The sequence below is a fragment of the Qipengyuania sp. BR81-2 genome (assembly GCF_055693895.1).
The window spans coordinates 714,924-741,760 of sequence record NZ_CM146344.1; the positions used below are offsets into that span (position 1 = coordinate 714,924).

The window sequence follows — 26,837 nt, forward strand, 5'->3', positions numbered from 1 at the left end:
TTCTTAGCCCTCCACCACTTCGAGGCCCATCGAACGCGCGGAGCCTTCGATGATCTTCATTGCCTGGTCGATATCGTTCGCGTTGAGGTCCTTCATCTTGGCCTCTGCGATTTCCTTGACGGCGCTCTTCTTGATGGTGCCGGCCGAAACCTTGCCCGGCTCGCTCGAGCCCGACTTCAGCTTGGCGGCCTTCTTCAGGTAGAACGAAGCCGGCGGCGTCTTGGTGGTGAAGCTGAACGAACGGTCCGCATACACCGTGATGGTGGTCGGGATCGGAGCGTTCTTTTCGAGGTCCTGCGTGGCAGCGTTGAACGCCTTGCAGAATTCCATGATGTTCACGCCGCGCTGACCCAGAGCCGGGCCGATCGGGGGTGACGGGTTTGCAGTGCCCGCGGGCACCTGCAGCTTGATATAGCCTTCGATCTTCTTGGCCATTACTGGCCTCCTTTCACACTGTCGGCTGTCTCTTTCGATGCAGCCTCATGTTGAGCGGTCGAGCGGCCTGCTTGCGGCTGGCCTCCCGCGTGGAATCCCGAACTGTCGCTTGGGAAGGCGCGCACATAGCGATTCTGCGCGCAAATGCAAGCGTTGCGGTGCCCTGTTGGACGCAGGTTGGGAAGCCCCTCGCACAGTCCCTTCAGGATGGAACACATGGAACACGGTCCCGAAGCAAAATCCGCACAGGCCGACGCGACGATCCTGTTTTGGGCAGGGTCATGGGTTCTTGCCGAGAAAGTTTTCCCCACCCAATACGAAAGTCATCGCGAGTAGGAAAATCAGTCTTTACCGCAGTTGATGGTTAAAACGGCCCTATCTTTCCGGTCTCAAAGCCTTAATACATTGTCGTTAGGCAAGTATTCGACTGCAACAGGGGGACGCAAACATGTTTCGTATCGCCATCCAGGTGAAAGAACTCATTTCCAGCAATGTGACGAGCGCGCTCGACGGGGCATCGAACCCGGCGAAGATGCTCGGCCGCCTCCAGCGCGAAATCGAAGAGGCGCTGATCGGCCTCACCGGCGAGATGTCGAAGGCCCGCCGCCAGAAGGACCGTCTCGAGGCCGAACTGACCCAGGCAGAGCTGCGCGAAGCAGATTGGGGCGACAAGGCGAAGATCGCGATGGACAACAAGCGCGAAGACCTCGCCCGCCAGGCTCTGCTCGCCCGCGAGGACTGCCGCGCCGGCATCGAACGCCTCAAGCAGGATATCGAGAAGCTGTCCGCCGACATGGCGGAAATGGACGCCGCTGTTTCCGAGCTCGAAGACAAGCGCGAGGACGTGAAGCAGCGCCTGTCGGACCAGATGGCGGCCGATGGCAATGCGAGCGGCAAGTCTGGCGGAAGCTCGGGCTATGCCAGCCGTACCGAGCGACGCATGGACCACATCGAGGATCTCGAAAAGCGCACCGAGTTCGCGACCGAGGACAGCGCAATCTGCCGCGGCAATGCGGGTGTCGAGCGCGAGATCGAGGAAATGCGCCGCGAGCGGAAGGTCGAGGAAGAACTCGCCGCGCTGCGCGACAGTGGCAGCGCGAAGCAGGCGCCTGCCAAGAAAGCTCCGGCAAAGAAGGGCGGAAAACGCACCAAGGCTGCGTGATCGCCTGAAAAAGCCATGTTAGGGCGGTGCTTCGTGGGGGCGCCGCCCTTTTCTTTGCGCAAGGGACGAGGAACGCAGCGTGACCGACAATGCATTGACGCAAGAGACGGGCGGAAAAGCCGTGGGGATTAGCGACGGGGAGCCTCTCGGCTGGGGACGCTTCACCTTCCAGTTCCTGACAATCGCCTTCGTCTATTTCGCCGCGCAATTCCCGCCGGTCCTCATCTGGGGCATCACCAACGATCAGGGCGTCTTCACGATCAGCTCGACCGGCGCGGCAGTGTCGACCGCAACGGGGATGGCCGCCGCGCTGCTGGTGGCCTGGCTCTGGCTCCGCAAGGACGGTACCCTGGCCCAGGCCTGGAACCTGAGGGCGCCTGAAAGCTGGAAGCGTACGCTTCTCGTCGCGGTCGCGGCGACGATCGCGATCATCATCTGGTTCACTGTCGGCAGCATGATGCTTTCCGCACTCGGGATAGAATCGCCCGATGTCGCCGAGGTGCTGGGATGGGTTACCGAAAGCCCGTTCCACTTCATTCTCTGGATCCTGCTGGTAGCGATATTTGCCGCAGGCTTCGGCGAGGAACTGCTCTGGCGCGGCTTCCTGATGGACCGCCTCTCGCGGCTTGGCGGGCTGCGCGGCAGCATGTGGCTGATCATCTTCATCCAGGCAGCGTTCTTCGGCCTGCCCCACCTCTACCAGGGCCTTGGCGGCGTGATCATCACCGGTGTCGTCGGCATCGGTTTTGGATGGCTGCGCTATCGCTGTGGTGGCAACCTGTGGGCGTGTATCATCGCGCACGTCGCGGTCGATGTGATCATGATGAGCCTGTCCTATGCCGGCAAGCTCGGCATCGTGCCGACCTGATCAGCGGCACCTAGGGCCAGTTCCCTAAACCGCCGAATTTCCGAAACCTTTTCCGGCTCTACCCGTTGTTCGTCCAGCTGCGCGGCGAACGGCGCAGGTGGGAGGGGATAATGGATAGTTTTACCGACGTCTGGCAATACATGCCGCACGGGATGTGCCTGCTGTGGCAGCCTTGGCTGCTCCTGCTCTGGGCAGGCTCGGACCTGCTTATCTTCCTGAGCTATTCGGCGATCCCCATCGCGCTGCTTACGGTCCTTCGCCAGCGCAAGGACGTCCCCCATTCCGGGCTCGTTGTGCTGTTCGCGTCCTTCATCCTCCTGTGCGGTCTTACCCACCTACTCTCGATCGTGACGCTGTGGTATCCGATCTATCCCTACGTCGGGCTGGTCAAGCTGGCGACGGGCGTAGTCTCCGCCATCACCGCGATCACGCTCTTCCGGCTTATCCCGACGCTCATCGCCTTCCCCTCACCTGCTCAGCTCAGGGACACCAACGAGAAGCTGCGCGACGAGATCACGGCGCACGAGAAGACCCTCGCCACGCTCGAGGCCACTGTGGCAAACCGGACGGCCGAATTGCGCGAGGCGAACGCCAAGCTGTCGGTCCAGGCTCGCGAGGCGGTCCATCGCAGCGCCAACCTGCTCTCGGTGGTCTCCTCGCTCACCAAGCAGACGGCGCGGGGACATTCCAATACCGACGAGTTCATCGACACGCTGGCGGGGCGGATCCGTTCGCTCGCCCTCGCGACTTCCACGGTCATGCGCGGCACCGATCAGTATTCGGGCGACCTCGTCGCCGTCGTGCGCGAGCAGCTCGAACCGCTGCTTCTTGCGCAGCCCGACGCGGTCGAGATCAAGTCCGGATCGCTCGAAATCGCCCCCGACGCTGCGCAGCAGATCAGCCTTGCGGTGCACGAACTCGCGACCAATGCCCAGAAATATGGGCTTACGCAGCCTATGGACGGCGCCATCGCGCTTTCGTGGGAAGTGTCGGGCCATGATGCCGACCAGCGCTTCGTCTTGCTGTGGGAGGAGAAACTCACTGCAGACGAACAGGATGGCTGGGAAAGCGAAGCAGGCGGGTTCGGCACCAAGCTGCTGACCCGCATCGTCCCGCAAATGCTCGGCGGCACGGCCACGCGCACGCTGGGCGATGGAAAGCTGACCTATCGCCTCGAGGCACCAGCATCGTCGGTCTTGGCAAATCCCGAGGATCGCGAGGCGGGGAAGATGGCGACACGCCTCGTCGACGAGAATTTCGGACTCGCGTGATAAGAAAAGAGGCGCCCTTCGCTATGAAGGACGCCTCTTTCGAATTTTGGTTTTTCGCAGGTCTTACTTGACCAGTTCGACCTGTTCGAACTCCAGCTCGACCGGCGTCGCGCGGCCGAAGATCGAGACCGAGACCTTGACCTTCTGCTTGTCGAAATCGAGCTCTTCCACGAGGCCGTTAAAGCTGGCGAAGGGGCCGTCGAGCACCTTGACCTGGTCGCCGATCTCGTAATCGACGCTGATCTGCTTCTTGGGAGCCGACTTGGCTTCTTCCACACCGCCGAAGTAGCGCGCAGCTTCCTTCTCGGAGATCGCCTGCGGCTTGTTGTTGTTGCCGAGGAAGCCGGTCACCTTGGGCGTGTTCTTCACGAGGTGGTAGACGTCGTCGGTCATGTTGAGCTTGGCGAGGACGTAGCCCGGCATGAACTTGCGCTCTACCTGGACCTTCTTTCCGCGCTTGACCTCGGTCACCGTCTCGGTGGGGACCTGAACCTCTTCGACGCCTTCTGACAGGCCCAGACGCTCGGCCTCGGCGATGATCGAATCGCGGACCTTGTTCTCGAAGCCGGAGTAGGCGTGGATGATGTACCAGCGTGCCATATGTATTCGTTACCCTCGTAGACGGATCAGGCCAGCGTCATGAGCCAGCGCACCACGGCGCCGAACAGCGAATCGACGCCGAGGAAGAAAAGCGAAAGGATCACCATCATGATGAAGACGAAGATCGAGATACGTACGGTCTCTTCCCGCGTCGGCCAGACGACCTTGCGGCCTTCGGTCTGGACCTGACGGACGAACTCGGCGGGCGAGGTCTTGTTGCCCTTCGCGGCCTTGGGTGTCTTGTCGGGCGTGTCTGCCATGATCTTGCTGATGCTCTCGCGTTGAAACTCTCTGCCTTCCGGGATGGGGGTTTCGCCGCCCCGGTTCAAGTCCGGGAGGGGCTTCAATCCTACATCGATGTCGGAAGACGCCGGTGCATGTAGGCTGGCGCGGCCCAAAAGGCAAGCGGGGGAGACAGGCACAATTGCGTCTTTCCAAGCGCGCGCCGCAAAGCTAGCTTGCCCGCTTTCCTGCGGGACGCATGAGGGGAATTTCAGTAATGGCAACAAGCCAAGCACCAAGCTTGGGCGAACGGCTCGTCGAGCCGGTCACCAACGTATCCGATTTCATCTGGGGCGGTACCTGGAATGGCGAGGCCGTCATTCCCTTCCCGCCGCTGGCGCTCATCCTGTTGGGCGTGGGCCTGTGGTTCATGGTCGGACTGCGGTTCTATCCGATCGTCAAGCTGGGCACGGCAGCCAAGGGCCTGTTCGCCGGTCGCAAGAGCGCAGGCGACGGAGAAATCTCGCCTTTCGCAGCTCTGTCGACCGCGCTTTCGGGACAGGTCGGAACGGGCAACCTTGCCGGTGTCGCCACCGCGATCGCATTGGGCGGTCCGGGTGCGATCTTCTGGATGTGGATCACCGCCCTGTTCGGCATGGCACTCGCCTTCGCCGAAGGCTCGCTCGCCATCCGCTACCGCGAGCGCACCAGCGATGGCGTGCTGCGCGGCGGCCCGATGACCTACATCATGATGGGCCTCGGCAAGAAGTGGACCTGGCTTGCCATCGTCTTCTGTCTCGGCACGCTGTTCTCGGCGCTGGTCACGGGCAACTCGATCCAGGCGAACGCCGTGGCCGACGGCCTCAACGAGCTGTTCGGCATCGAGGAATGGCTCGGCGGCCTGATCGTCGCGATCCTCGTCTTCATTGTCATCATCGGCGGCATCAAGTCGATCGGTAACGTCGCCGAGAAGGTCGTCCCCTTCATGGCCGCTGCCTACATCGTGATGGCAGTGATCGCGCTGATCCTGAACTTCGGCGACCTCGGCGAGACCTTTGCGCTGATCTTCCACGGTGCCTTCAACCCGCAGAGCGCGGTTGGCGGCTTCACCGGTGCGGCGATCATCATGGCGATCCGCGCAGGCGTTGCGCGCGGCCTGTTCTCGAACGAGGCCGGACAGGGTTCGACTGCCATCGCCCACGCTGTGGCGCAGACCAACGATCCCGAACAGCAGGGCCGCATGGCAATGCTCGGCACGTTCATCGACACGGTCGTGATCTGCACCATGACGGCGCTCGTCATCCTCACCGTTCGCGGCGAATTTACCGCGGGCACGGAGACGGTGGTCCATGCATGGCAATCGGACCGCGTCGGTTTCGAGATGACCAGCGGTGCCTTCGCGGCGGCGTTCCCGGTCGAGATCGCGAGCATTCCGATCGGCACGCTGATCGCCTCGATCGCACTGATCCTGTTCGTCTTCACCACGCTGCTGACGTGGAGCTACTATGGCGAGCGCGCGATCACCTTCCTCTACGACCGCATGAAGGGGTCCAACCGCGAGGGCGAGAAGAAACTCCACATGGCGTGGCGCGTGCTCTGGTGCGTGGTGATCTTCCTTGGTGCGGCCCAGCCCTCCGAGCTGGTCTGGCGCCTCGGTGACATCTCGAACGCGGCGATGGCTCTGCCCAACCTGCTGGCACTCGCGCTGCTGTCGGGCGTGGTGTTCAAGCTTGCCCGGGGCGAGAAGGATGCCGGGCCGACCCATACCGCCGATACGAAGGAGGAACCGGAGGAGTACTGACCTCCACCATCCTCCACACGAGGCAAAGGAAGGGGCCGGGAGTAGCGATACTCCCGGCCCCGACTTTTCAGGTAGTGTCCTTACGACTGAACCTTGCAGCTACCCCCTACCGAAGAGGCGGGCAAAAAACCCCGGCTCTTCCATCGGCAGGATCTTCCCATGAGTCATACGGCGAAGCGACGCGTCGCTGTAAGGCTTGGGCTTCACCCACCGATCGGGGCGACTGCTATGGAAGGACAAGCTCGACATGGGCTATCTCCGTGAACTCATTCCCTCCGTCCTGCCGGGTAAAATCCCTTAGGCGCAGAGAGAGTTCCCGAAAAATGGCGCGTGCGCGCCTCGCTGTGCCGGATCGGGACAGCGGGAGCGCCGATTTTTGCAGCCTTTCAGAACCGCGACTTACTTGCCGCCAGCCGCAATCCAGCGGTCGATCTTCGCCTCGAGCACGGGCAGCGGGAGACCGCCGGTATCGAGCACCTGCGTGTGGAAGGCCTTGAGGTCGAAGTCCTCGCCCAGCTGTTCCTCGCCGCGCTTGCGCAGTTCCTGAATCTTGAGCGCACCGACCTTGTAGGCGAGCGCCTGCGAAGGGATGGCGATGTAGCGTTCGACCTCGGCCACCACTTCGGTGCGGGTCATACCGGAATTCTCCAGCATGAAGTCGATCGCCTGCTCGCGGCTCCAGCCCTTGGCGTGGAGACCCGTGTCGACCACCAGGCGCATGGCGCGCAGCTGTTCGTCCTGCAGCGTGCCGTAGCGGTTCCACGGATCGTCGAAGAAGCCCATTTCGTAGCCCAGCGTCTCCGAATAGAGTGCCCAGCCCTCGACGAAGGCCGTGGTGCCGCCAAAGCGCATGAACGCCGGAAGATCGGTGTTTTCCTGTGCAAGGCTGATCTGGAAGTGATGCCCCGGCGCGCCTTCGTGCAAGTAGAGCGTGACATTGCCCGTCGTCAGGCGGCTCGGCAGGTCGTAGGCGTTAAAGTAGAAGGTGCCCGGGCGCGAGCCGTCGGGCGCACCGCTCTGGTAGGAGCCGCCGGCAGAGAACTGCTCGCGATAGGGCTCGTAGGGCTTGATCTCGAGCGGGGTCTTGGGCGTCAACGAGAAGTACTCGCCGATCTTCTCGTCGACCGCCTTGCCGATATCGTAATAGCTCTGCGTCAGCGCCTCGCGGCTCTCCGGCTTGAACTGGGGATCGGTGCGCACGAAGTCGAAGAACTCGTTGAGCGTGCCTTCGAAGCCGACCTCGGCCTTGATCTCCTCGAGCCCCTGCTTGACCCGCGCGACTTCGGACAGACCCAGCTCGTGCAGGTAATCGGGTTCGAGCGGCAGCGTGGTCGTGTTCTCGATCAGCTGGCGGTAGAGCGCCTCTCCGCCCTTCATCTGGGCAAGGCCGACGCTTTCGCGCGCGACTTCGTAATAATCGTCGCGCAGGAAATCGCGCAGGCGCTCGTGCGCACCGTAGATTTCGCCGATCGAGGCGCGGTATTCGCGGGTCAGCCGCTCCTTTTCCGCCTCGCTGAAGCTGTCGGGGAAGTTCGTTACCGGCATCCAGAAGGGTGATTCCTCGATATCGAGAGCAAGCTGCGTATCGAGCTGGGTGATCACATTGCCGATGGTCAGCCGCGTTTCGAGAACGCCGCTATCCATGCCTTCACGGAAACGCGCGATCGCACGGTCGGTCAGTTCGACATAGTTCGCATGGCGCGACAGGTTGTTGTCGTAATCTTCGACCGTGGCGAAGGGCGCCGCACTCTGGCCGCTGGCGAAGCCGGGGTAGAAGGTGTGGAAGCCCGAGAAGTGGTTGACCGGGCGAACATTGGTCACCGCAAGGATTTGCGGCTCCAGCCCATTCAAGGTCTGGCGCTGGTTATATGCGAAGACGTCGTAGGCGAGTTGGTCGGTCGGCGAGAGCGCGCTGCGGTCGATCTCCGCCAGCTTGGCGAGGTTGAGCTCGGCATCCTCGCGTGTCAGCTCGTTGAATTCGTCGGTCAGGTAGTCGCCGATCCGATCGGCATAACGCATGTCGCCGCGAAACAGCGCGCTGATGGGGTTGAGTTCCAGTTCGCGTTCGTCCGCATCGGCGAATAGCGCAAAGAGTTCGTCATGGGCTGCATCCTGTGCGCTTGCCCCGTCGACTTCGGCCGCGACCTCGGCGGCGCTCGCCGTGGTGACTGTCTCGGCTTCCACGCTGCCGGTGGTCGAACACGCTCCAAGTGCAAGAGCCGATGCGCCGAAAAGCGCGTTACGGACGAATTTCATATGTGTTTCCCCTGTGTGATACCCGCGCTTCTAGGGATATCGCGCAAGATTGGAAATTGTGACCGATTGCCGCGCCACCGCTCTCGACGAACGGCGATTGGTGCCGCGATTTGCCTTTCGGGCCTGCCGCGGCCATCCTGCGCGTCCATCGCAAGGGAAAACACGTTGAAGATCATCGCCCTGCCCGCCGTCGCGGCCCTGCTCCTTCCTGCTGCAGCGTGGGGGCAATCCGCCGACCCCGAGGGCGAGGAAGAAAAGCCCGAAGCGCCCATCATCGTGATCGCCGATCCCGACAAGGCCGAGCGCCGCGTCAGCGTCGGGTCGCGGCTCCCGCGCGCAGCACCCTTCGCCGGGACCAACATCGCCACGAATGTCGGAACGCCTGGCCTTGTCCCGGGATCGGGAATGTCACCGCATGCCACCGTGCGCAGGATGCAGAAGCGCGATTGCGTGTCCGACGACGAGAACCTGAGCAAGCTGGTCATCTGCGCGCTTGCGAAAGGCGATGCGCTGCTGGCCGAAGGCGATCTCGAAGGCGCTGTGCAATTCTATCGCCACGTGGCCTACACCTCATCGAATTCCGCGCACGAACGCCATGTGGCTAGCGAGAAACTCTACGCCGCCGGCGAAGCTGTCGATGACGCGGGCCTGCGTGAAGAGGCGCTGCTGGCGCTCGTCGACGGCGGCAAGCTCGCCCCCAACGAAGCGCAGAAGGCGCGGCGTTCCCTCGTCGCTCTGGCGCTATCTGAAGGCGATGACACCAAGGCCATCCGGCGCCTCGAGGATGTCCTTGCACAGTACCCACAAGACGCGAGAAGCCTGGCAACGCTTGCCCTCGCCCACCATCGCAACGGAACCGGCGATCCGAAGGCCATCATGCGCAGCGCGATCGCCGCACAGGAAGCCAAGGGTCGCAAGGCACCTGCGAGCTGGCGGAGTTTTGCCGAGGAGGGCTAGGCCCTCCCCGTCAAAGGCGGATCACTCGATCACGCGTCCGCGGGCCATCACCCAGTCGACATCCTCGAGCACGGTGACATCGTCCAGCGGGTTGCCATCGACCGCGATGATGTCGGCCGAATAGCCCGGCGCGATCCGTCCGATCTCGTTTTCCATCCCGAGGATTTCGGCAGCGCCCGTCGTCGCGCTGGCCAGCGCCTCGCGGTTGCTCATGCCGTTGCTGCGCATCAGCGCGAACTCGCCCGCATTCTGGCCGTGCGGGAACACGCCCGCATCGGTGCCGAAGGCGACCTTGACGCCCCAGCGGCGCGCGCGTTCGACGATGGTGCTGGCATATTCGCTGACTGCGCGGATCTTGTCTTCGACCACCGGAGTGTAGAAGCCCTTGCCGAGGTTCCCCTTGATGCCCTCGAAGGCCATCAGCGTGGGCACGAGCGTGGTGCCGTTCTCGCGCATGGCCTTGGCGGCAGCCTCGTCGAGATAGGTGCCGTGTTCGATCGTGTGCACGCCGGCGCGCGCAGCCGCCTCGATCCCGCGCGCGCCGTGGGCGTGTGCGGCGACCTTGAGGCCGAGCGATTCCGCGGTGGTCACGATCGAGCGCATCTCCGCATCGGAGAAATGCGCCTCGAGCCCGCGACCCTGCTGGCTGAGGACGCCGCCGGTGGCGGTGATCTTGATGAGGTCCGCGCCGTATTTCGAAGCGAGGCGAACTTTCTCCGCGCATTCGACCGGACCGGTGCAGGCGAAGGAAGTCCCGAGGGAATCGTTCACCTCGCGGCGGAAGCCGTTGATGTCGCCATGTCCGCCGACGATCGCGATGGTGCGCGCGCTGGTGACGACGCGCGGTCCGGGAAGCATGCCTTCCGCGGTTGCGCGGCCAAGCATCTGCATGACCTGGTCGGTGCGCGAGCCGACGTCGCGCACGGTGGTGAAGCCTGCGAGCGCAGTGATGCGGGCGTTCTTGGCTGCGACCAGCACGCTCCATTCGCTCGGCGTGGTCGCCGCGCGCCAGTATTCGCCGCTCGGGTCGCCCGAAAGGTGGGTGTGCAGGTCGATCAGCCCGGGGACGAGCGTCTTTCCTTCGAGATGGATCATCTCGGCGCCATCGGGGGTTGCCGCCCATCCCTCTTCGACGCTCACGATTTGGCCGTCGGTCACGGTCACGGTCACGCGGCCCTGGACCGGCTCGTCGGCATCGGTGACGATCCCGTCTGCATGGATGATGGTGGTCTGTGCCAGTGCCGGTGCGGCGCTGGCCATCAACGTTGCGGCAAGGCCGGCAATCAGTTTGCGCATAGTCTCTCTCCCCTGTTTCGGCGGGAGTGATGCCCGCTTGGAACCCTTCTGCCAAGCCCTCGGTTTGCCTAGAGACGCCACATCGCTATGAGTGCGCCCGCTAGATTCACCCGAGGAGAGAAACCCCGATGACCACCCGTCCTTTCGCCATTGCCGCAACCCTGCTTGCCGGCGTCTCGATCGCCGCCACGGCACAGGCGCGCCCGATGACGCCCGAAGATGTCGCCAAGCTGGAAAGCGTCGGCGCGATCGCCGTCTCGCCCGACGGCAGCCGCGTTGCCTACACGAGCGCGAGCCTGCCCGACATCACCGATGGCGAGGAGAACGGCACAACCACGCAGCAGCTCAACCTTGCCTATGCGCCGGGTAACACGCGCGAATTCCTGCCCGACGATATGTCCATCTCGGGCATCGCCTTCTCGCCCGATGGCCGCATGATGAGCTTCCTGTGGACCGATGGCGACGAAGACCGCGCGGTCTATGGCATTCCCGTCGACGGCGGTGCCTATCGCAAGCTCGCCGCGGTCGATGGCGCAGGCGTTCGCTCTTACGCCTGGAGCCCGAGCGGCACCCACATGCACCTGCTGGTCGGCGCCGACGAGGACAGCGCCCGCGAGAAGGAGCGCAAGGCCGGCTTCAACTCGGTCGTCTACGAAGAAGAGCAGCAGCTCAACCGCCTGTTCCGCGCGCGTATCGGCATGGAAGTCGATGCCGAGCCGCAGGAAGTCACCGTGCCCGGCTACGTCACCTCGTTCCAGATCGCCGACAATGCCCGTATCGGCGTGATCGAAACCGCTCCCACGACGCTGATCGACGATTCCTACACCTCCAAGAAGGTGAACATCCTAGACATGGAAACCGGCGATGTCCGCATGGTCATCGAAACCACCGGCAAGATCGACGATGTCGAGATTTCGCCCGACGCAAGCCAGCTGGCCCTGATCGCCGCCGTCGACATGAACGATCCGGCGGCGACCACGATCCACTTCGTCGACACCGCGACCGGCGCGATCACGCCGCACCGCGCGGGCGCACCCGAAGCCGTCGTCGACGTCGAATACATGGATGACGGCCGCCTCGTCGCAGCCGTGCATGTCGGCGCGCAGAGCGTGCTGCGCATCCACAACCGCGACGGCTCGCTCGCCCGCGAAATCGATCCCGGGGCGCTGATCATCACCGGCATCGACACGGCAGGCGATACCGTCGCCGTGCGCGCCAATGCGCCGCAGCACCCGAATGAGCTGTTCAAGCTCGACGGCAACGGCTTCACCCGCTGGACGATGCACAACCCGTGGTTGTCGGAAATCGACTTCGGCGAACAGCGCACATTCCGCTTCACCGCGCGTGACGGCCAGGAAGTCGAAGGCGTCCTGATCGAGCCGGTCGGCGGCACCCCGCGCGGCGGCGCCCCGCTGATCATGAACGTGCACGGCGGCCCCGAGGCGCATGACAGTAACGGCTGGCAGACCGCCTATTCGAAGCCGGGCCACGTTGCCGCAGGCCAGGGCTATGCCGTCTTCCTGCCGAACTACCGCGGCTCGACCGGCTACGGCACGGCGTTCTCGAAGCAGCACCAGGGCAATTACACCGATCCCGAGTTCACCGATCTCGTCGATGCCAAGCGTGCACTGGTGGCCGAAGGCGTGGCCGATGAAGACCGCGTCGGCGTGACCGGCGGTTCGTATGGCGGCTATGCCACCGCATGGTCCTCGACCTTCCACAGCGACGAGTTTGCCGCAGGCGTCATGTTCGTGGGCATTTCGAACCAGGTCTCGAAGTTCGGCACGGGCGACATCCCCTACGAGATGTACAACGTCCACAGCCGCGCATGGCCGTGGGACAACTGGCAGAAAATGCTCGAAGTCTCGCCGATCTACCATGTCGACAAGGCCAATACGCCGCTCCTGATCATGCATGGCGAGGAAGACACGCGCGTCGATCCTGGTCAGAGCCTCGAGCTCTACCGCTCGATCAAGATCCGCAAGCCCGACCTGCCGGTGCGCATGGTCTTCTATCCGGGTGAAGGCCACGGCAACCAGAAGGCTGCCGCGCGCTATGATTACAACCTGCGCATGATGCGCTGGTTCGACACCTACTTGAAGACGGGTGACCGCGATGCGCCGCTGCCCGATACGCGTCCGGTTCTGCCCGAGGGCACGACCGGGGCCAGCGCTTCGGAAGACTGATCGACAAAAATTAGGCTTTGCCTGCTAGACCCGTCCTCCGGAGCACTTTCGGAGGGCGGGTTTTTTGCGAGCGATTCTGTCGATCGGTGTTGGCGTAGCCATGATCGCGGCAGGCTTGCGCCTGTTCCCCGACCTAGAGGACATGCCGACTTTCATGGCGGTGATCTTCGTCCTGTTCGGCCTCGTGCTTGTCTATGCGGGAGTCTATCACGCCCGTCTGCGCATCCTGCGCCGACGCGCATATGCCGGCGGACGCGAAAGGCGCGGCACCGTGCGGTACCTGAAGCCGCTCGGCGAAGACGATGCCCTCGCCTATCTCGTGTTTGCGAACAGCCATTCGGAATGGCTGATGTCGGTCGACACCTCGAGCATCAGAAAGGTCGAGGGCGACCTTGCTGAAGGCGTAGCGGCACGCGCCTATCTGGGCGACGACGACAAGATCTACGGCCTCGATATCGGCGAAGTGAAAGCGCTGCCCATATCGGTTGGCGTCCCGCTTGAGGGCAAGCTCAAGGGACGCATCGAATGGGCAGAGCGCAAGAAGGCCGAATGGACCGAGCGCGCCGCGAGGGATTGACGACACCTAGAAGGTGTAGCCGACCCCGATTGCGGCGAACCACTGGTCTGCATCGCCCCGGATCGAGGTGAACGGCGTATCGGCCGCATCGCCGGTCAGTTTCGACCAGCCGCCGATCCCCACGAGCGACAGTCCGCCATCGGTCACATCGCCGCTGAGATCGTGAGCGAGGAACAGCGTCACCCCGTAGCTTTCCATCCCGCCCTCGGCATCGAATCCCGGTAACAGGTCGGGATCGGGCACCAGCGTGTTGAGCGTCGGAACCGTGTAATAATAGTCGGCGAACTTATCGTCGATGAAGTTGGTGCTGAGGGTGAGCGATGCGGCTGTCGCGCGGCTCAGCGGCGTGAAATAGGTCACACTCGGGCTGACCGACATGCCGTCATGCGCGCCTGCCACATCCCAGGTCGCATCGACGTTGAAGCTCAGGCTGTCGAACGGGTTGAGCAGCTTGGGGTAGGACACGCCTACGCTGAAGCCGACTTCGAAAGCGCGATCGAGTTCGCCGTAAAGCGCCACGACATCGTCATTGATGTCCTCGGCGTCGTCACGGTCTGCGCGCAGGCGGACCATAGGACCGGCCGAAAACGAGAGGCCTTCATCGGGGTCGGGAATGAAATCGAGTGCCACGCCTGCCGGACGCGGATTGATGTCGATGCCCCCGAGCGATCCCTGCACGATCGGCAGGACGTTCACATTGTAGTCGTCGCTTCCCGAATAGCTCGGATTGTAGGCGACGCCGATGCCGACGCTGAGAAAGTCGCCATCGAAGATCGTCTCCGGCGGACCGGCGGGCACCGGTGCGCTTTCCCCGGCCTCCTGCGCGAGAGCCGGCGTAGCAAGCGACAGACCGGCGATCAGGGGCAAAGCGACAAGACGTATCATACGGTATTTCCCTCCGTTATTGCCAAGCCAACGTGCAGGTGCGCAGCGCGTTCCAAGCGGTGTAACTCTCGCATTGCGCCTCGACAGTCACCGCAATAGAACCTTTGGCCATGAAGTCATTCCTTCCCGCGGTCGCCAGCCTGGGCCTTGCCCTCGCGCTCCCCTTCACATTGCAGGCGCAGGACGCTGCTCCGCCCATCGTCGCAGCGGAAGAATCCGCTCATGCGCGCCTCGTTGCGGTCATGTCGCCCGACGCACTGCACGAAGCCTCGTATGCGAACACGGTTTCCGAGCTTCGCCGGTTCTACATGGAGAACCCCGATTTCGTGCTGCTCGAGAAGGAATGCCCGGGGCTGACCGACAATATCTTCGAAAAGAGCGAGGACGCGATGCGCGAGTATCACTGGGCCGAAGCCAACGCTATCCGCGGACTGATGCTGGACCTCGTGACCGAATACCTCACCGAGGAGCAGGCGCGCGAAGGTGCCGAGCTTTACGCAACCCCGCTCGGCCAGAAGGTCATCATTGCAGCAGGGCAGAACCAGAACCTCCAGAACACGATGGAAAGCGCCGTCGAGAACAAGGACGGAGACGTGGACCGCTCGGCCTTCGACCGTGACCAGCGGGCGACCACCTCCAAGGTGCTGCGTACGCTGACGCGCGCCGAGATCGAGGAATTCGGCCGCCAGGCCATGGGCAGCAAGTTCCTCCCCGCCTTCCAGCGGCTCAACCCGCTGATCCAGCAGCGCAAGTTCGAACTCCTCAACTCCGACCGCCTCTCCGCCTACGAGACGCGCATGCAGACTGCGATGCAGGACGCGATGAATTCGCACATCGAGGCCTGCAATTAAGGTCCGGCCGGACAGTCCGGAAGCCTAGGTGACTTCGACTGGTCTCGATGTGGCGATCGTCGGCGGCGGCCTTGCGGGAGGGCTTGTCGCGATCGCCCTCAGGCGCAAGGCGCCCGAGCTGTCCTTCGGCCTGTTCGAGGCAGGCGAAAGCTTCGGCGGCAATCACCGATGGAGCTGGTTCGAAGGCGATCTCGACGCGGACGGCACGGCGCTGCTCGAAGGGTTCAACAAGGCGCAGTGGCCCGGTGGCAACGAGGTCCGTTTTCCGGCGCATAACAGGCGTTTGAATAGCGACTACCGTTCGCTCGACAGCCGCGATTTCGATGCAGGGCTCCGCCGCGAGCTGCCGCAGGAAGCAATCCGCACGGGCAGCCGCGTCATGGGGATCGACGAGGCCGGCATCACGCTCGAAAATGGCGAGAGGATCGCCGCCAAGCTCGTGATCGACTGCCGCGACGCCGGCCCGAGCGAGCATCTCACCGGCGGCTGGCAGGTTTTCCTGGGCCAGCACCTGCGTACCTCCTCGCGGCACGGGATCGAGCGACCGGTCATCATGGACGCCACGGTCGAACAGCCCGGCGCCTATCGCTTCACCTATCTCCTGCCGCTCGGCCCCGACGAGATCTTCGTCGAGGATACTTATTACGCCGACAGCCCAGCCCTCGATGCCCCGCTGCTGCGCGACAGGATCGCTGCCTATGCGATAGACAAGGGCTGGCAGGCCGAGCTGGTGCACGAAGAGACCGGCGTCCTGCCCGTCATCACCGGGGGCGATTTTGCCGCCTATCGCGCCTCGCTGGAGACAACGGGTGTAGCGCTGGCGGGAGCCAGGGGCGGCTTCGTCCATCCCCTGACCAGCTACACCATGCCCATCGCAGTGGAGAATGCCCTCGCCATCGCCGATGCCGCAGCACGTGACCTGGCAGGCGTGCCCGCTTTCGTGGAAAGGCGCGCGCAGGAGCACTGGCGGCGTACCGCCTATTACCGGATGCTTGGGAAGATGCTGTTCCAGGCCGCCATTCCCGAGGAACGATATCGCGTGTTCGAGCGCTTCTATCGTCTACCGGAACCACTCATCGAACGCTTCTACGCCGCCAGATCAACCCGTCTCGACAAAATCCGCATCCTGACAGGCAAGCCTCCCGTACCTGTCACACGCGCCGTCAAGGCCTTGCTTGGCAAGGGCGCACCACTCGTCCAAGGGTAATTTCATGAACGCCGAACCGACGTCTCCGCCTGTCGCTACCACCGAAAGCGACGGCCCTTTCATTCCCGCGCCCACCGGCAGGACCGCCTGCGTCATCGGGTCGGGCTTCGGCGGGCTGGCGCTCGCCATCCGCCTGCAGTCGGCTGGCATCGAGACCACGGTGATCGAGGCACGCGCAAAGCCGGGCGGCCGCGCCTATTACTGGGAGAAGGACGGCCACACCTTCGACGCGGGACCGACGGTCATCACCGATCCCGACTGCCTGCGCGAACTATGGGGACTGACCGGCCACGAGATGGCCGAGGACATAGAGATCATGCCGGTCATGCCGTTCTACCGGCTCAACTGGCCCGACGGCACGAATTTCGACTATTCGAATGACGAGGAACAGCTCTTCCGCGAGATCGCCGAGCTCAATCCGGCAGACGTTGCGGGCTACCAGCGTTTCCTTGAATATTCCGAAGGCGTCTACGAGGAAGGCTACGTCAAGCTCGGCCACAAGCCGTTCCTCGACTTCAAGTCGATGCTCAAGGCAGCTCCGGCGCTGGCCAAGAAGCAGGCATGGCGCAGCGTCTATTCGATGGTCTCGAGCTATGTCGAAAACGAGAAGCTGCGTGAGGCGCTCTCTTTCCACACGCTGCTCGTCGGCGGCAACCCGATGAAGACTTCCAGCATCTATGCGCTGATCCACAAGCTGGAAAAGGACGGCGGCGTCTGGTGGGCCAAGGGCGGCACCAACCGGCTGATCGCGGCCATGGTCAGGCATTTCGAGCGCATCGGCGGCACCGTGCGGCTCCACGATCCCGTCACACGGGTCCATACGCTGGGCAGCAAGGTCAGCGAGGTGGAAACGCATTCCGGCTACAAGCAGCGCTTCGACGCGGTCGCCAGCAATGCCGACATCATGCATAGCTACAAGGACCTGCTGGCAGGCACCAAACGCGGCGAGAGCTACGCCAAGTCGCTCTCACGCAAGAGCTTCTCGCCCAGCCTCTTCGTCGTCCATTTCGGCATCGAAGGCACCTGGCCAGGCATCCCGCACCACATGATCCTGTTCGGTCCGCGCTACAAGGGACTGCTCGAGGACATTTACGACCACGGCGTGCTGCCGCAGGATTTCTCGATCTACTTGCACCATCCGAGCGTGACCGATCCGAGCATGGCGCCCGAGGGCATGAGCACCTTCTATGCCCTCGTACCGGTCGCCCACATGGGCAAGCTGGCAGTCGACTGGCAGGAAATGGGCCCGATCCTGGAAAAGCGCATCCTCGACGAGCTCGAGCGGCGCCTGATCCCCGGCCTTCACGAGCGCATCCGGACCAAGTTCCACTACGCCCCGAGGGACTTTGCGATGGACCTCAACGCTTACAAGGGCAGCGCTTTCAGCCTCGAGCCGGTACTGACCCAGAGCGCCTTCTTCCGCGGGCACAATCGCGACGACGTGCTTGACAATTTCTACCTGGTCGGTGCTGGGACGCACCCGGGCGCCGGCATCCCCGGCGTCGTCGGCAGCGCTAAGGCGACTGCCGGACTGATGGTTGAAGATCTGGTGAGTGAATGAAGCGTCTTGCAGTCTATTGCGGTTCGGCATCGCCCGAGGACCCGCGTTATCTCGAACTCGCACGTGACGTCGGCGCCGGGCTGGCGGAGCGCGGCATCGGCGTCGTTTATGGTGGCGGCAGGCTCGGCCTGATGGGCGCGGTCGCATCGGGCGCGCTCGATGCGGGCGGCGAAGTTATCGGCATTATCCCGGACGCGCTCGCCAGCAGCGAAGTCGCCAATCACGATTGCACCGAACTGCACACCGTTTCGGGCATGCACGAGCGCAAGCAGAAGTTCACCGACCTGTCCGACGGTTTCGTGACCATCCCCGGCGGTGTCGGCACGATGGACGAGCTGTGGGAAGCGGTCAGTTGGGCGCAGCTCGGCTATCACGACAACCCTGTCGGCCTGCTCAATGCCTTCGGCTTCTATGACGAGCTGATCGCTTTCAACCGCAAGATGGCCGATGTCGGGTTCGTGCGCCCGGTACACCAGGGGATCATCATCGCCGAAGAGACGTTAAGTGCGTTGCTGGAGAAAATGGAAAGCTACCAGCCGCATACACCGATCTTCAAGATGAAGGCCTCCGACCTCTGAACAGACCGCGTCCACTAACCACGCAGAACCTGCGACCGACGGTCTCGAGGGCCGGCGGCGGACGCGAACGCCCTGCGCTGGTCCAGAAAGCACACGATTCGATCGAGGTCGGCTCGCACAGCTTTGCCGCGGCATCGAAGCTCTTCGACAAACCCACGCGCGAACGCGCCTGGTTGCTCTATGCATGGTGTCGCCGCTGCGACGATATCGCCGACAACCAGGACAAAGGCGGACCGCTGGGTGACCAGGGCACCCCCAAGGAAGCCGAAGACCGCATCCAGGCGATCCGCGTTCTCACGCGTCGCGCGCTCGATGGACAGCCGACCGCGGACTTTGCATTCGACGCCTTCGGCCTCGTCGCAGACGAGTGCGGTCTGACCTACGAGATGGCGAATGATGTCATCGGTGGTTTCGCGCTGGATGCGACCGGTTTCAGTCCCAAGAACGAGCGCGACATGCTTCGCTATTGCTACCACGTCGCGGGCGCGGTGGGCATCATGATGGCACATATCATGGGGGTGCACCCCGATGACGGCGATACGCTTGACCGGGCGAATGATCTCGGCCTCGCGTTCCAGATCGCCAATATCTCGCGCGATATCGTGGAGGATGCCGCGGCGGACCGCGTCTACCTGCCCGCAGAATGGCTCGCCGAAATCGGCCTCGCGCCGGGCGAGCACGCGAAGCCCGAACACCGATTCGTCCTCGCCAGCCTGATGCCGCGCATGATCGCGCTGATGGAAAAGCACGAGGCTGCTGCGAGGCTGGGTGCGAAGCGCCTTCGCTTCCGCCATCGCTGGGCAGTGCTCTCTGCGGCGAATATCTATGGCGCTATCGGGCGCAAGGTCCTCGACCGAGGCCAGTTGGCATGGGACAGCCGGACGCGTGTGAGCGGTCCGGAAAAGGCATGGCACATGACCACTGCGCTCTTCCAGGCAATCTGGAACCGTCCCACGGGCCCGCAAGAACCGATCATCTGGTCGCGTCACGATTTCCGCCCCGTCGCCGGTTGGTAGCTTGATGCAGCGCGACGCTACGGCTAGCGCTGCCTCATGATTTCCAAGCTCCTCATCGCCAATCGCGGCGAAATTGCCTGCCGCATCATCCGCACCGCGCGCGAGATGGGTATCGCCACCGTGGCGGTCTATTCTGATGCCGATGCGAAAGCGCTTCATGTCCGCACGGCCGACGAGGCGGTGCATATCGGTCCTTCGCCCGCTTCCGAGAGCTATCTTGTGGGCGAAAAGATCATCGCCGCTGCCAAGCAGACCGGTGCGGAAGCGATCCATCCCGGTTACGGTTTCCTCTCTGAGAACGCCGGCTTCGCGCAGGCCGTGATCGATGCGGGGCTGATCTGGGTCGGCCCCAAGCCGGCGAGCATCGATGCGATGGGCCTCAAGGACGCTGCCAAGAAGCTGATGCGCGATGCCGGAGTGCCCGTCACCCCCGGCTACGAGGGCGAGGACCAGTCGGTGCAGCGCCTCAAGAAGGAAGCCGACGCCATCGGCTATCCCGTGCTGATCAAGGCGGTCGCGGGCGGCGGCGGCAAGGGCATGCGCAAGGTCGATGCACCCGAGAACTTCGAAGCGAGCCTCGAAAGCTGCCGGCGCGAAGCCAAGGCCAGCTTCTCCAATGACGAGGTACTGCTCGAAAAGTGGATCACCTCGCCCCGCCATATCGAGGTGCAGGTGTTCGGCGACAGCCATGGCAATGTCGTCCACCTGTTCGAACGCGATTGCTCGCTCCAGCGCCGCCACCAGAAGGTGATCGAGGAAGCCCCGGCCCCCGGCATGGACGAGCCGACGCGCGAGGAAATCTGCGCCGCCGCCGTGCGTGCTGCCAAGGCGGTCGACTACGAGGGCGCAGGCACGATCGAATTCATCGCCGACGCGAGCGAAGGTCTGCGGGCCGACCGCATCTTCTTCATGGAAATGAACACCCGCCTCCAGGTCGAGCATCCGGTGACCGAGGAGATCACCGGCGTCGATCTCGTCGAATGGCAGCTGCTCGTGGCGAGTGGTGAACCCATCCCGATGAAGCAGGAAGACCTTTTCATCGACGGTCATTCGATCGAGGCGCGCCTATATGCCGAAGACCCCACCGGCGGCTTCCTGCCCTCGACGGGACGGCTCGAGCATTTCGACCTTGGCGTCGAGGGACGGATAGAGACCGGCGTCGAGGAAGGCGACATGATCTCGCCCTTCTACGATCCCATGGTCGCCAAGCTCGTCGTTTGGGGAGAAACCCGTGCCGAGGCCATCGACCAGCTCGCCGATATCGCCGAGAGCGTCGAAGTATGGCCGGTGAAGACCAACGCGGCCTTCATCGCCGCATGCCTGCGCGACGAGGATTTCGAGGAGGCCAATCTCGACACCGGCTTCATCGAAGCGAAGCTAGAACACTCTCGTGTCCTCCGACGAGGCCGATAACGATATCTGGCAGACCGCCGCCGACTTCATTGCTCTTGCCGAAACGGAAGAGCACGAGGACCTGCCGATCGGCCTGCGCCTCAACGCGCCAGGCAAACTCAACGCGACGCTCACGCACAAAGGCGAGACGCGCACGGTCAGCGCCGCCCGGTCGCACGTCGACAGCCTCGCAACCGGCTTCGTCGACCCCGAGCGCGCGGTGGTCTTCGCCGACGGGCAGAGCTTCGTCTTCGAACGCCAGTCTCGCGGCACCGGCGCGAGCGCGGCAGGCGACGGCGCCATCCTCGCGCCGATGCCGGGCAAGGTCATCGCGGTCGATGTGGCCGAGGGCGACACGGTCACCGCCGGACAGCGCCTGATGGTGCTCGAGGCGATGAAGATGGAACACGCGCTCACCGCGCCCTTCGACGGGACCGTAACCGAGCTTTCCGCGAGCCAGGGCGCGCAGGTGCAGGTCGAGGCCGTCCTGGCGGTTGTCGAGCCCAAAGAAGAATAGGGCTTCCCTTTCCGCCAGTTGCTTGCAAGCGTGCCTTCCCGAGGAGTGAGGGCACGAATGAGCTGGGAAAACGAACTCGAGGAACTGCGCCGCCGAGAGGCAATGGCCGACCAGATGGGCGGGCCGGAAAAGCTCGCGCGCCAGCACGGGCGCGGCAAGATGGATGCCCGCGCCCGCCTCGCCGCGCTGGTCGACGACGGCTCGTTCCGCGAGATCGGCAAGATCGCCGGCAAGGGCCGGTATGACGAGGACGGCAATCTCGAGGGCGTCCTTCCCGCCCCCTTCCTCTTCGGCAAGGCCCTGATCAATTGCCGCCCTGTGGTGGCTACGGCGGACGATTTCACCATTCGCGGCGGCGCGGCCGATGCGGGGATTTCCCGCAAGATGGTGCAGGCCGAGAAGATGGCGCACGAGCTGAAGATGCCGCTCATCCGCATGATCGACGGCACCGGCGGGGGCGGTAGCGTCAAGACACTCGAACAGATTGGCGCGACCTATATCCCCGCAGTCCCCGGCTGGTCGGACGTGGTGAAGAATCTCGACACGGTGCCGGTCGTGGCCCTCGCGCTCGGCCCCACCGCCGGGCTCGGCGCGGCGCGTACTGTCGCCAGCCATTATTCGATCATGGTGAAGGGCCTCAGCCAGATCTTCGCCGCCGGACCCGCCGTGGTCGATGGCCTTGGCGAGAGCTACAAGGGTTCAACCGACCACCAGCAGGCCAAGGAAGACCTCGGCGGCTCGGAGATCCACACGCGTAACGGTGTCGTCGACGACGAGGTCGGTTCAGAGGCCGAGGCTTTCGCCCGCGCCCGCCATTTCCTTTCCTTCATGCCCGAGCACGTCGGTCAGCTCGCGCGCCGCTCGCTCTGCACAGATCCAGTCCACCGCCGCGAGGAGGCGCTGCTCAGCCTCGTCCCGCGCGAGCAAAAGCAGGTCTATTCGATGCGGCGCTGCATGGAGATGGTGTTCGACCAGGGCACCGTGTTCGAGATCGGCCGCATGTGGGGCCGTGCATGTATCACCGCCCTCGCCCGATTGGACGGCTGGCCAGTCATGGTGCTCGCCAGCGACCCCTCCTATCTCGGCGGGTCATGGGAAGCGAAGACCAGCGAAAAGGTCGAACGCTTCGTGAAACTGGCCGACCAGTTCCGCCTGCCCATCGTCCACCTCGTCGACAATCCCGGCTTCATGATTGGTCGCGAGGCGGAAATGGCGGGCACGATCCGCTACGGCGTCAACGCGATGAACGCAGTCTACAAGGCCAGCGTCCCGCTCGCCTCGATCGTATTGCGCCGCGCCTATGGCATTGCCGGAAGCGCAATGAGCAATGCTGAGACATTCCAGTACCGCTATTGCTGGCCCTCGGGCGACTGGGGCAGCCTGCCGATCGCTGGCGGGCTGGAAGTGGCCTACAAATCCGAAATCGAAGCCGCCAAGGACCCGGAAGCCGAACTCGCCGCCATCCGCGAGCGGCTGGACAAGGTCACCTCACCCTTCCGCAGCGCCGAGCGCTTCAATGTCGAGGACATCATCGACCCGCGCGACACGCGGCCGCTGCTGTGCGAATTCGCGCAGCTGGCGTGGCGCAAGCTCGAAAGCGAGGCCTAGGCCTCGTCGGGCATCTTCTCGCCGAAAAGCTCGCCGCGTTCGGAAAACAGCACGAAGGCCAGGCTGATGATCGCCGTCACCAGCAGCGCCGCGGCCAACGGGCGCGCGGTCCCGTCGTAAGCATAGCCGATATAGGCGCCGAGCACCGAACCGGTGGTCATGCGTAGGAAGGTCTGCGCGCTCGAGGCCGCGCCCGCGATGGGCAGGAAGGGCTGCATCGCGATCGAACCGAAATTAGCGCCGACGAAGCCGAGCAGGCTCATGTTGAGCGCCATCAGCGGCACGAAGGTCCAGAGGCTCTCGTCCGGCTGCGAGGCGAAGTATAGCTGTGCACCTGCCACCGCGATGAAGGCGAAGAGCGCGGTGTGGCTCACCCGGCGCGCACCGAAGCGTTCGACAATGCGGCTGTTCGACCAATTGGCGAGCGCCATCGAACCCGCACAGAAAGCGAATATCAGCGGGAACATCTCGCCTGCCCCGAAAGCTTCGCCGATCAGCTGCTGCGAAGAATTGATGAAGCCGAAAAGCCCGCCGAAGACCAGCGCGCTGCCGAGCGTGTAGCCGATGGTCTCGCGCAGCGTTACCGCGCTCACCATGTTCCAGAAGATCGTGCGCGGCTGGATCGGTTGGCGCATATCCTCGTGAAGGCTTTCGGGGAGGCGCGCCCAGATCCAGAGCGTCATCAGCACGCCGAGCGCGGCCATGGCGACGAAGATCAGGCGCCAGTCGCCGAAAACCAGGATCGCCTGTCCGATGCTCGGCGCAATGGCGGGCACGAGAAGGAAGATCACGAAGATAAGGCTCATCAGGCGGGCCATGCGGTCGCCGCCCACGCGGTCACGGATAATCGCGGGCGGTAGCGCGGCGATGCCCGCCGAACCGAACCCCTGGGCGAAACGCAGGACGAGAAGCGTCTCGTAATCCTCCACCATCGCGCAGGCGAGCGAGAGGGCGATGTAGATCGCAAGGCACACGAACAGGATGGGGCGCCGCCCGAAGCGGTCCGCCAGCGCTCCCGGCCAAAGCGCGCCGACACCGGCTGCGAGGAGGTAGATGCCGATCACGAACTGGCGGTCGTTGCCCGTTGCCCCGAGTGCGCGGCCCATCTCGTCGAGCGCGGGCAGCATCGCATCGATGCTGAACGCCTGACACGCCATCAGCAGCGCCATCATCCAGATGAGCTCACGCTCGCCGAGCGCAGCGCTGCCAAGGGGCTTGGTGCGGGTCATGGGCGTTGCGCCTTGCGCGAGGCCGCGGCGCTTGGCCAGCCCTTTTTGTGCCCCCGGGTGGTTTCGCACAGGGCCGCCCTGCCCTATCTCTGGCGGCATGGGCCTTGTGGACGAAAGCGATGATGGCGATGCCGAGGCCGATGGCCTGCGCAAGATCATCCATGTCGACATGGATGCCTTCTTCGCCAGCGTCGAACAGCGCGACAATCCGGAGCTGCGCGGCAAACCCGTCGCCGTCGGCGGATCGAGCGGGCGCGGCGTGGTCGCGGCGGCGAGCTACGAGGCGCGCAAGTTCGGCGTACGCAGCGCGATGCCGAGCGTCACCGCCAAGCGCAAATGCCCCGACCTCATCTTCTGCAAGAGCCGCTTCGACGTCTATCGCGAGGTGAGCCAGCAGATCCGCGCGATCTTCCGCCACCATACCGATCTCGTCGAGCCCCTGAGCCTCGACGAGGCCTATCTCGACGTAACCGAGGACAAGCTCGGCATCGGGTCGGCGACCCGCATTGCCGAACTCATCCGGCAGGAGATCAAGGCGAAGACGAAGCTCACGGCAAGCGCCGGGGTGAGTTACAACAAGTTCCTCGCCAAGCTCGCCAGCGACCAGAACAAGCCAGACGGTCTGTGCGTGATCCGCCCGGGCCAAGGAGCGGACTTCGTCCAGTCGCTGCCCGTCAGGCGCTTTCACGGCGTCGGGCCCAAGGGCGCGGAGAAGATGGCAAAGCTCGGCATCGAGACGGGCGCGGACCTCGCTGCCAAGGATATCGAGTGGCTTCGCGCGCATTTCGGCAGCTTTGCCGACTACCTCTACCGCGCGGCACGCGGGATCGACCTGAGGCCCGTGCGATCGAGCCGCATCCGCAAGTCCGTCGGTGGCGAACGGACCTTCAGCCGCGACCTGTCCTCGGGCAGCGAGCTGCGCGAGACGCTCGAAGACATTATCGACATCGTCTGGGGCTACATCGAGCGAGCCGAGGCGAAGGGGCGCACGGTGACGCTCAAGATGAAATACACCGACTTCCAGATATTCAGCCGCGCGAAGACAGTCGACCGCGCGATCGAGGACAAGGACGAATTCGCGCGGCTATCGCGCGTCCTGCTGGAAGAAGTGCTGCCTTTGCCCATGCCGATCCGGCTGATGGGCCTGACGCTGTCGAAACTGGAGCGCGATGGCGAGGAAGAACCCAAGCGCCCCGACGCGCAGCTGAACCTGCTCTAGCTCTTCCGGTCCTGCCACATCTTGAGACGCAGCCGCGTGCTGTCGGCCAGCGGTTCTGGCAGCGAGTGGGTGGGGAAAAAGCGCGCCTCGACGACCTCGCGGCCGTCCGGCTCGGGCATGTCGTGCACCACACCTTCGAAGAGGTGCCCCTTTGCCGTCGCGCCCGAGAGGGTTTCCTCGACGAGGCCGACCAGCTTCAGACCTTCGATCTCGCAGCCCGTTTCCTCGAGCAGCTCGCGCCGCGCCGCATCCTCGGGGCTTTCGCCCGAACGGACACCCCCACCCGGGAAGTACCAGGCCTGCGGTCCGTAACTGTGCCGGATCACGAGAATCTGGCCGCCCAGATCCTTTGCGATCACACTCACACCGTCGCGTGTCCTGCCCGTCGTCCGGCGCATGCGCTGCTGCAATTTATACCCTATTTTCAGGGCGAAACGGTGAAGCGGAGCGGGGATCAGGTGAAGCATGTGACAGGCTGTTTAGCGCCTGCCAGCAGCCGGGCAACCGGCAAATCGTTCTGCCCCGCGAGCGCCTCGTCGAAAACCGTGCGCTTGTCGTGTCCGCGGATCACGAAGGCAATCTGGTCGCTGTCGAGCAGCGCGGGGATCGTCAGGCTGATCCGGTCGAAAGGCGCCTCGGGTGGCAGCGGATCGGGCGTGAGGCGCAGGATGCTGCGCTCCTCGTCAACCTTCGGATCGGTGTTGGGGAAGAGCGATGCGATATGCCCGTCGGCGCCCATGCCCAGCCAGGCGAGGTGGAAATGCGGGACCTGCTCCATGATCGTGAGCGTGACGACTTCCGCGCCGGCCGGTTCGAACAAGGCGCGCAGCTTGCCGGTGTTCGAGGCCTCGTGGTCCTCAGGCACGATCCGATCGTCGCCTGGCCAGACCACAAGCCGCGAAAAGTCGAGATCGCGCTTCAGCAGGTCCTCGATGATGGGAAAGGGCGTCGAACCGCCCGGAACGGTGATGGTCACCGGACCGTCTGTCTTGTCCAGCGCTTCGCCAAGCCGCGCGGCGAGCCATTCGGCGATGTCGCCGTTACCCGCGTTGTCGATGATCGTTGCCTCTGCCATATCCACTCCAATTACACGAAACCCGCCAGGGCTGAAGAGCCCCGGCGGGTCGTGAATTGCTATGCGTG

Annotated in this window: 23 protein-coding genes and 1 pseudogene; 15 read left to right on the forward strand and 9 right to left on the reverse strand. The window is 63.8% G+C overall.

Annotation, left to right across the window (positions count from 1 at the left end; translation table 11 throughout):
- Positions 1-3: 3 nt before the first annotated feature.
- Positions 4-435: a 50S ribosomal protein L11 gene (gene rplK, locus ACZ1G8_RS03525; RefSeq protein WP_221427738.1), complete on the reverse strand. Its 432-nt coding sequence runs from the start codon at positions 433-435 to the stop codon at positions 4-6.
- Between the two features lie 448 nt (positions 436-883).
- Between rplK and ACZ1G8_RS03530 the strand changes: the two genes are divergently transcribed.
- From ACZ1G8_RS03530 to ACZ1G8_RS03540, 3 genes are all read left to right on the forward strand, one after another.
- A complete protein-coding gene (locus ACZ1G8_RS03530) occupies positions 884-1,597 on the forward strand; it encodes a PspA/IM30 family protein (protein WP_472680420.1) in 714 nt (237 codons plus the stop codon).
- A gap of 79 nt (positions 1,598-1,676) precedes the next feature.
- Positions 1,677-2,465, forward strand: coding sequence for a CPBP family intramembrane glutamic endopeptidase (locus tag ACZ1G8_RS03535; protein WP_472680421.1), 789 nt, complete (start codon positions 1,677-1,679; stop codon positions 2,463-2,465).
- Positions 2,466-2,575: 110 nt separating this feature from the next.
- Positions 2,576-3,736 carry a sensor histidine kinase gene (locus tag ACZ1G8_RS03540; protein ID WP_472680422.1) on the forward strand — a complete coding sequence of 387 codons (1,161 nt, stop codon included), beginning with the start codon at positions 2,576-2,578 and terminating at the stop codon, positions 3,734-3,736.
- Positions 3,737-3,799: 63 nt separating this feature from the next.
- On the opposite strand, the gene nusG is transcribed toward ACZ1G8_RS03540, so the two are convergent.
- Together nusG and secE are read right to left on the reverse strand one after the other, a co-directional pair.
- Positions 3,800-4,336 carry a transcription termination/antitermination protein NusG gene (nusG, locus tag ACZ1G8_RS03545; RefSeq protein WP_472680423.1) on the reverse strand — a complete coding sequence of 179 codons (537 nt, stop codon included), beginning with the start codon at positions 4,334-4,336 and terminating at the stop codon, positions 3,800-3,802.
- 26 nt (positions 4,337-4,362) lie between these two features.
- Entirely contained in the window at positions 4,363-4,596 is a 234-nt protein-coding gene (gene secE, locus ACZ1G8_RS03550; protein WP_472680424.1) for a preprotein translocase subunit SecE, read from the reverse strand.
- A gap of 239 nt (positions 4,597-4,835) precedes the next feature.
- On the opposite strand from secE, the gene ACZ1G8_RS03555 reads away from it, so the two are divergent.
- Entirely contained in the window at positions 4,836-6,359 is a 1,524-nt protein-coding gene (locus tag ACZ1G8_RS03555) for an alanine/glycine:cation symporter family protein (RefSeq protein ID WP_472680425.1), read from the forward strand.
- A gap of 399 nt (positions 6,360-6,758) precedes the next feature.
- Here the strand turns inward: ACZ1G8_RS03555 and ACZ1G8_RS03560 are convergent, their stop codons facing one another.
- Positions 6,759-8,615, reverse strand: a complete 1,857-nt coding sequence (locus ACZ1G8_RS03560; protein WP_472680426.1) for a DUF885 domain-containing protein — start codon at positions 8,613-8,615, stop codon at positions 6,759-6,761.
- Positions 8,616-8,780: 165 nt separating this feature from the next.
- Here ACZ1G8_RS03560 and ACZ1G8_RS03565 point away from each other — a divergent pair, with 165 nt between their 5' ends.
- Complete coding sequence (locus ACZ1G8_RS03565; RefSeq protein WP_472680427.1) at positions 8,781-9,572, forward strand: tetratricopeptide repeat protein; 792 nt, start codon at positions 8,781-8,783, stop codon at positions 9,570-9,572.
- A 21-nt stretch (positions 9,573-9,593) separates the two neighbouring features.
- On the opposite strand, the gene ACZ1G8_RS03570 is transcribed toward ACZ1G8_RS03565, so the two are convergent.
- On the reverse strand, positions 9,594-10,868 hold the full coding sequence (locus ACZ1G8_RS03570; RefSeq protein WP_472680428.1) for a metal-dependent hydrolase family protein: 1,275 nt from the start codon (positions 10,866-10,868) through the stop codon (positions 9,594-9,596).
- Between the two features lie 128 nt (positions 10,869-10,996).
- Here ACZ1G8_RS03570 and ACZ1G8_RS03575 point away from each other — a divergent pair, with 128 nt between their 5' ends.
- The gene (locus ACZ1G8_RS03575) at positions 10,997-13,054 is read left to right on the forward strand and encodes a S9 family peptidase (RefSeq protein ID WP_472680429.1); all 2,058 of its coding nucleotides are present in this window, start codon (positions 10,997-10,999) and stop codon (positions 13,052-13,054) included.
- A 100-nt stretch (positions 13,055-13,154) separates the two neighbouring features.
- A complete protein-coding gene (locus tag ACZ1G8_RS03580; RefSeq protein ID WP_472680430.1) occupies positions 13,155-13,631 on the forward strand; it encodes a hypothetical protein in 477 nt (158 codons plus the stop codon).
- Between the two features lie 6 nt (positions 13,632-13,637).
- Here the strand turns inward: ACZ1G8_RS03580 and ACZ1G8_RS03585 are convergent, their stop codons facing one another.
- A complete protein-coding gene (locus tag ACZ1G8_RS03585) occupies positions 13,638-14,516 on the reverse strand; it encodes a MipA/OmpV family protein (protein ID WP_472680431.1) in 879 nt (292 codons plus the stop codon).
- A 110-nt stretch (positions 14,517-14,626) separates the two neighbouring features.
- On the opposite strand from ACZ1G8_RS03585, the gene ACZ1G8_RS03590 reads away from it, so the two are divergent.
- The 7 genes and pseudogenes from ACZ1G8_RS03590 to ACZ1G8_RS03620 all read left to right on the forward strand — a co-directional run bounded on the left by ACZ1G8_RS03590 (position 14,627) and on the right by ACZ1G8_RS03620 (position 23,246).
- A complete protein-coding gene (locus ACZ1G8_RS03590) occupies positions 14,627-15,367 on the forward strand; it encodes a DUF2059 domain-containing protein (protein WP_472680432.1) in 741 nt (246 codons plus the stop codon).
- Positions 15,368-15,395: 28 nt separating this feature from the next.
- Complete coding sequence (crtY, locus tag ACZ1G8_RS03595) at positions 15,396-16,574, forward strand: lycopene beta-cyclase CrtY (protein ID WP_472680433.1); 1,179 nt, start codon at positions 15,396-15,398, stop codon at positions 16,572-16,574.
- Between the two features lie 4 nt (positions 16,575-16,578).
- A complete protein-coding gene (locus ACZ1G8_RS03600) occupies positions 16,579-18,135 on the forward strand; it encodes a phytoene desaturase (protein ID WP_472680434.1) in 1,557 nt (518 codons plus the stop codon).
- Positions 18,132-18,713, forward strand: coding sequence for an LOG family protein (locus ACZ1G8_RS03605; RefSeq protein WP_472680435.1), 582 nt, complete (start codon positions 18,132-18,134; stop codon positions 18,711-18,713). Before ACZ1G8_RS03600 ends, ACZ1G8_RS03605 begins: the two co-directional genes overlap by 4 nt.
- Positions 18,714-18,814: 101 nt before the next feature.
- Positions 18,815-19,729, forward strand: a complete 915-nt coding sequence (locus ACZ1G8_RS03610) for a phytoene/squalene synthase family protein (protein WP_472681185.1) — start codon at positions 18,815-18,817, stop codon at positions 19,727-19,729.
- A 36-nt stretch (positions 19,730-19,765) separates the two neighbouring features.
- Positions 19,766-21,638 (forward strand): annotated as a pseudogene (locus ACZ1G8_RS03615) (acetyl/propionyl/methylcrotonyl-CoA carboxylase subunit alpha).
- Between the two features lie 57 nt (positions 21,639-21,695).
- Positions 21,696-23,246, forward strand: a complete 1,551-nt coding sequence (locus ACZ1G8_RS03620; protein WP_472680436.1) for an acyl-CoA carboxylase subunit beta — start codon at positions 21,696-21,698, stop codon at positions 23,244-23,246.
- On the opposite strand, the gene ACZ1G8_RS03625 is transcribed toward ACZ1G8_RS03620, so the two are convergent.
- A complete protein-coding gene (locus tag ACZ1G8_RS03625) occupies positions 23,243-24,475 on the reverse strand; it encodes a multidrug effflux MFS transporter (protein ID WP_472680437.1) in 1,233 nt (410 codons plus the stop codon). The two genes, ACZ1G8_RS03620 and ACZ1G8_RS03625, sit on opposite strands and share 4 nt — an antisense overlap.
- A 97-nt stretch (positions 24,476-24,572) precedes the next feature.
- Here ACZ1G8_RS03625 and dinB point away from each other — a divergent pair, with 97 nt between their 5' ends.
- Positions 24,573-25,694: a DNA polymerase IV gene (dinB, locus tag ACZ1G8_RS03630; RefSeq protein WP_472680438.1), complete on the forward strand. Its 1,122-nt coding sequence runs from the start codon at positions 24,573-24,575 to the stop codon at positions 25,692-25,694.
- Here dinB and ACZ1G8_RS03635 read toward each other — a convergent pair.
- Together ACZ1G8_RS03635 and ACZ1G8_RS03640 are read right to left on the reverse strand one after the other, a co-directional pair.
- Positions 25,691-26,092, reverse strand: a complete 402-nt coding sequence (locus tag ACZ1G8_RS03635; RefSeq protein ID WP_472680439.1) for an NUDIX domain-containing protein — start codon at positions 26,090-26,092, stop codon at positions 25,691-25,693. The two genes, dinB and ACZ1G8_RS03635, sit on opposite strands and share 4 nt — an antisense overlap.
- Positions 26,093-26,148: 56 nt before the next feature.
- Positions 26,149-26,769, reverse strand: a complete 621-nt coding sequence (locus ACZ1G8_RS03640; protein ID WP_472680440.1) for a 6-phosphogluconolactonase — start codon at positions 26,767-26,769, stop codon at positions 26,149-26,151.
- Between the last annotated feature and the right edge of the window lie 68 nt (positions 26,770-26,837).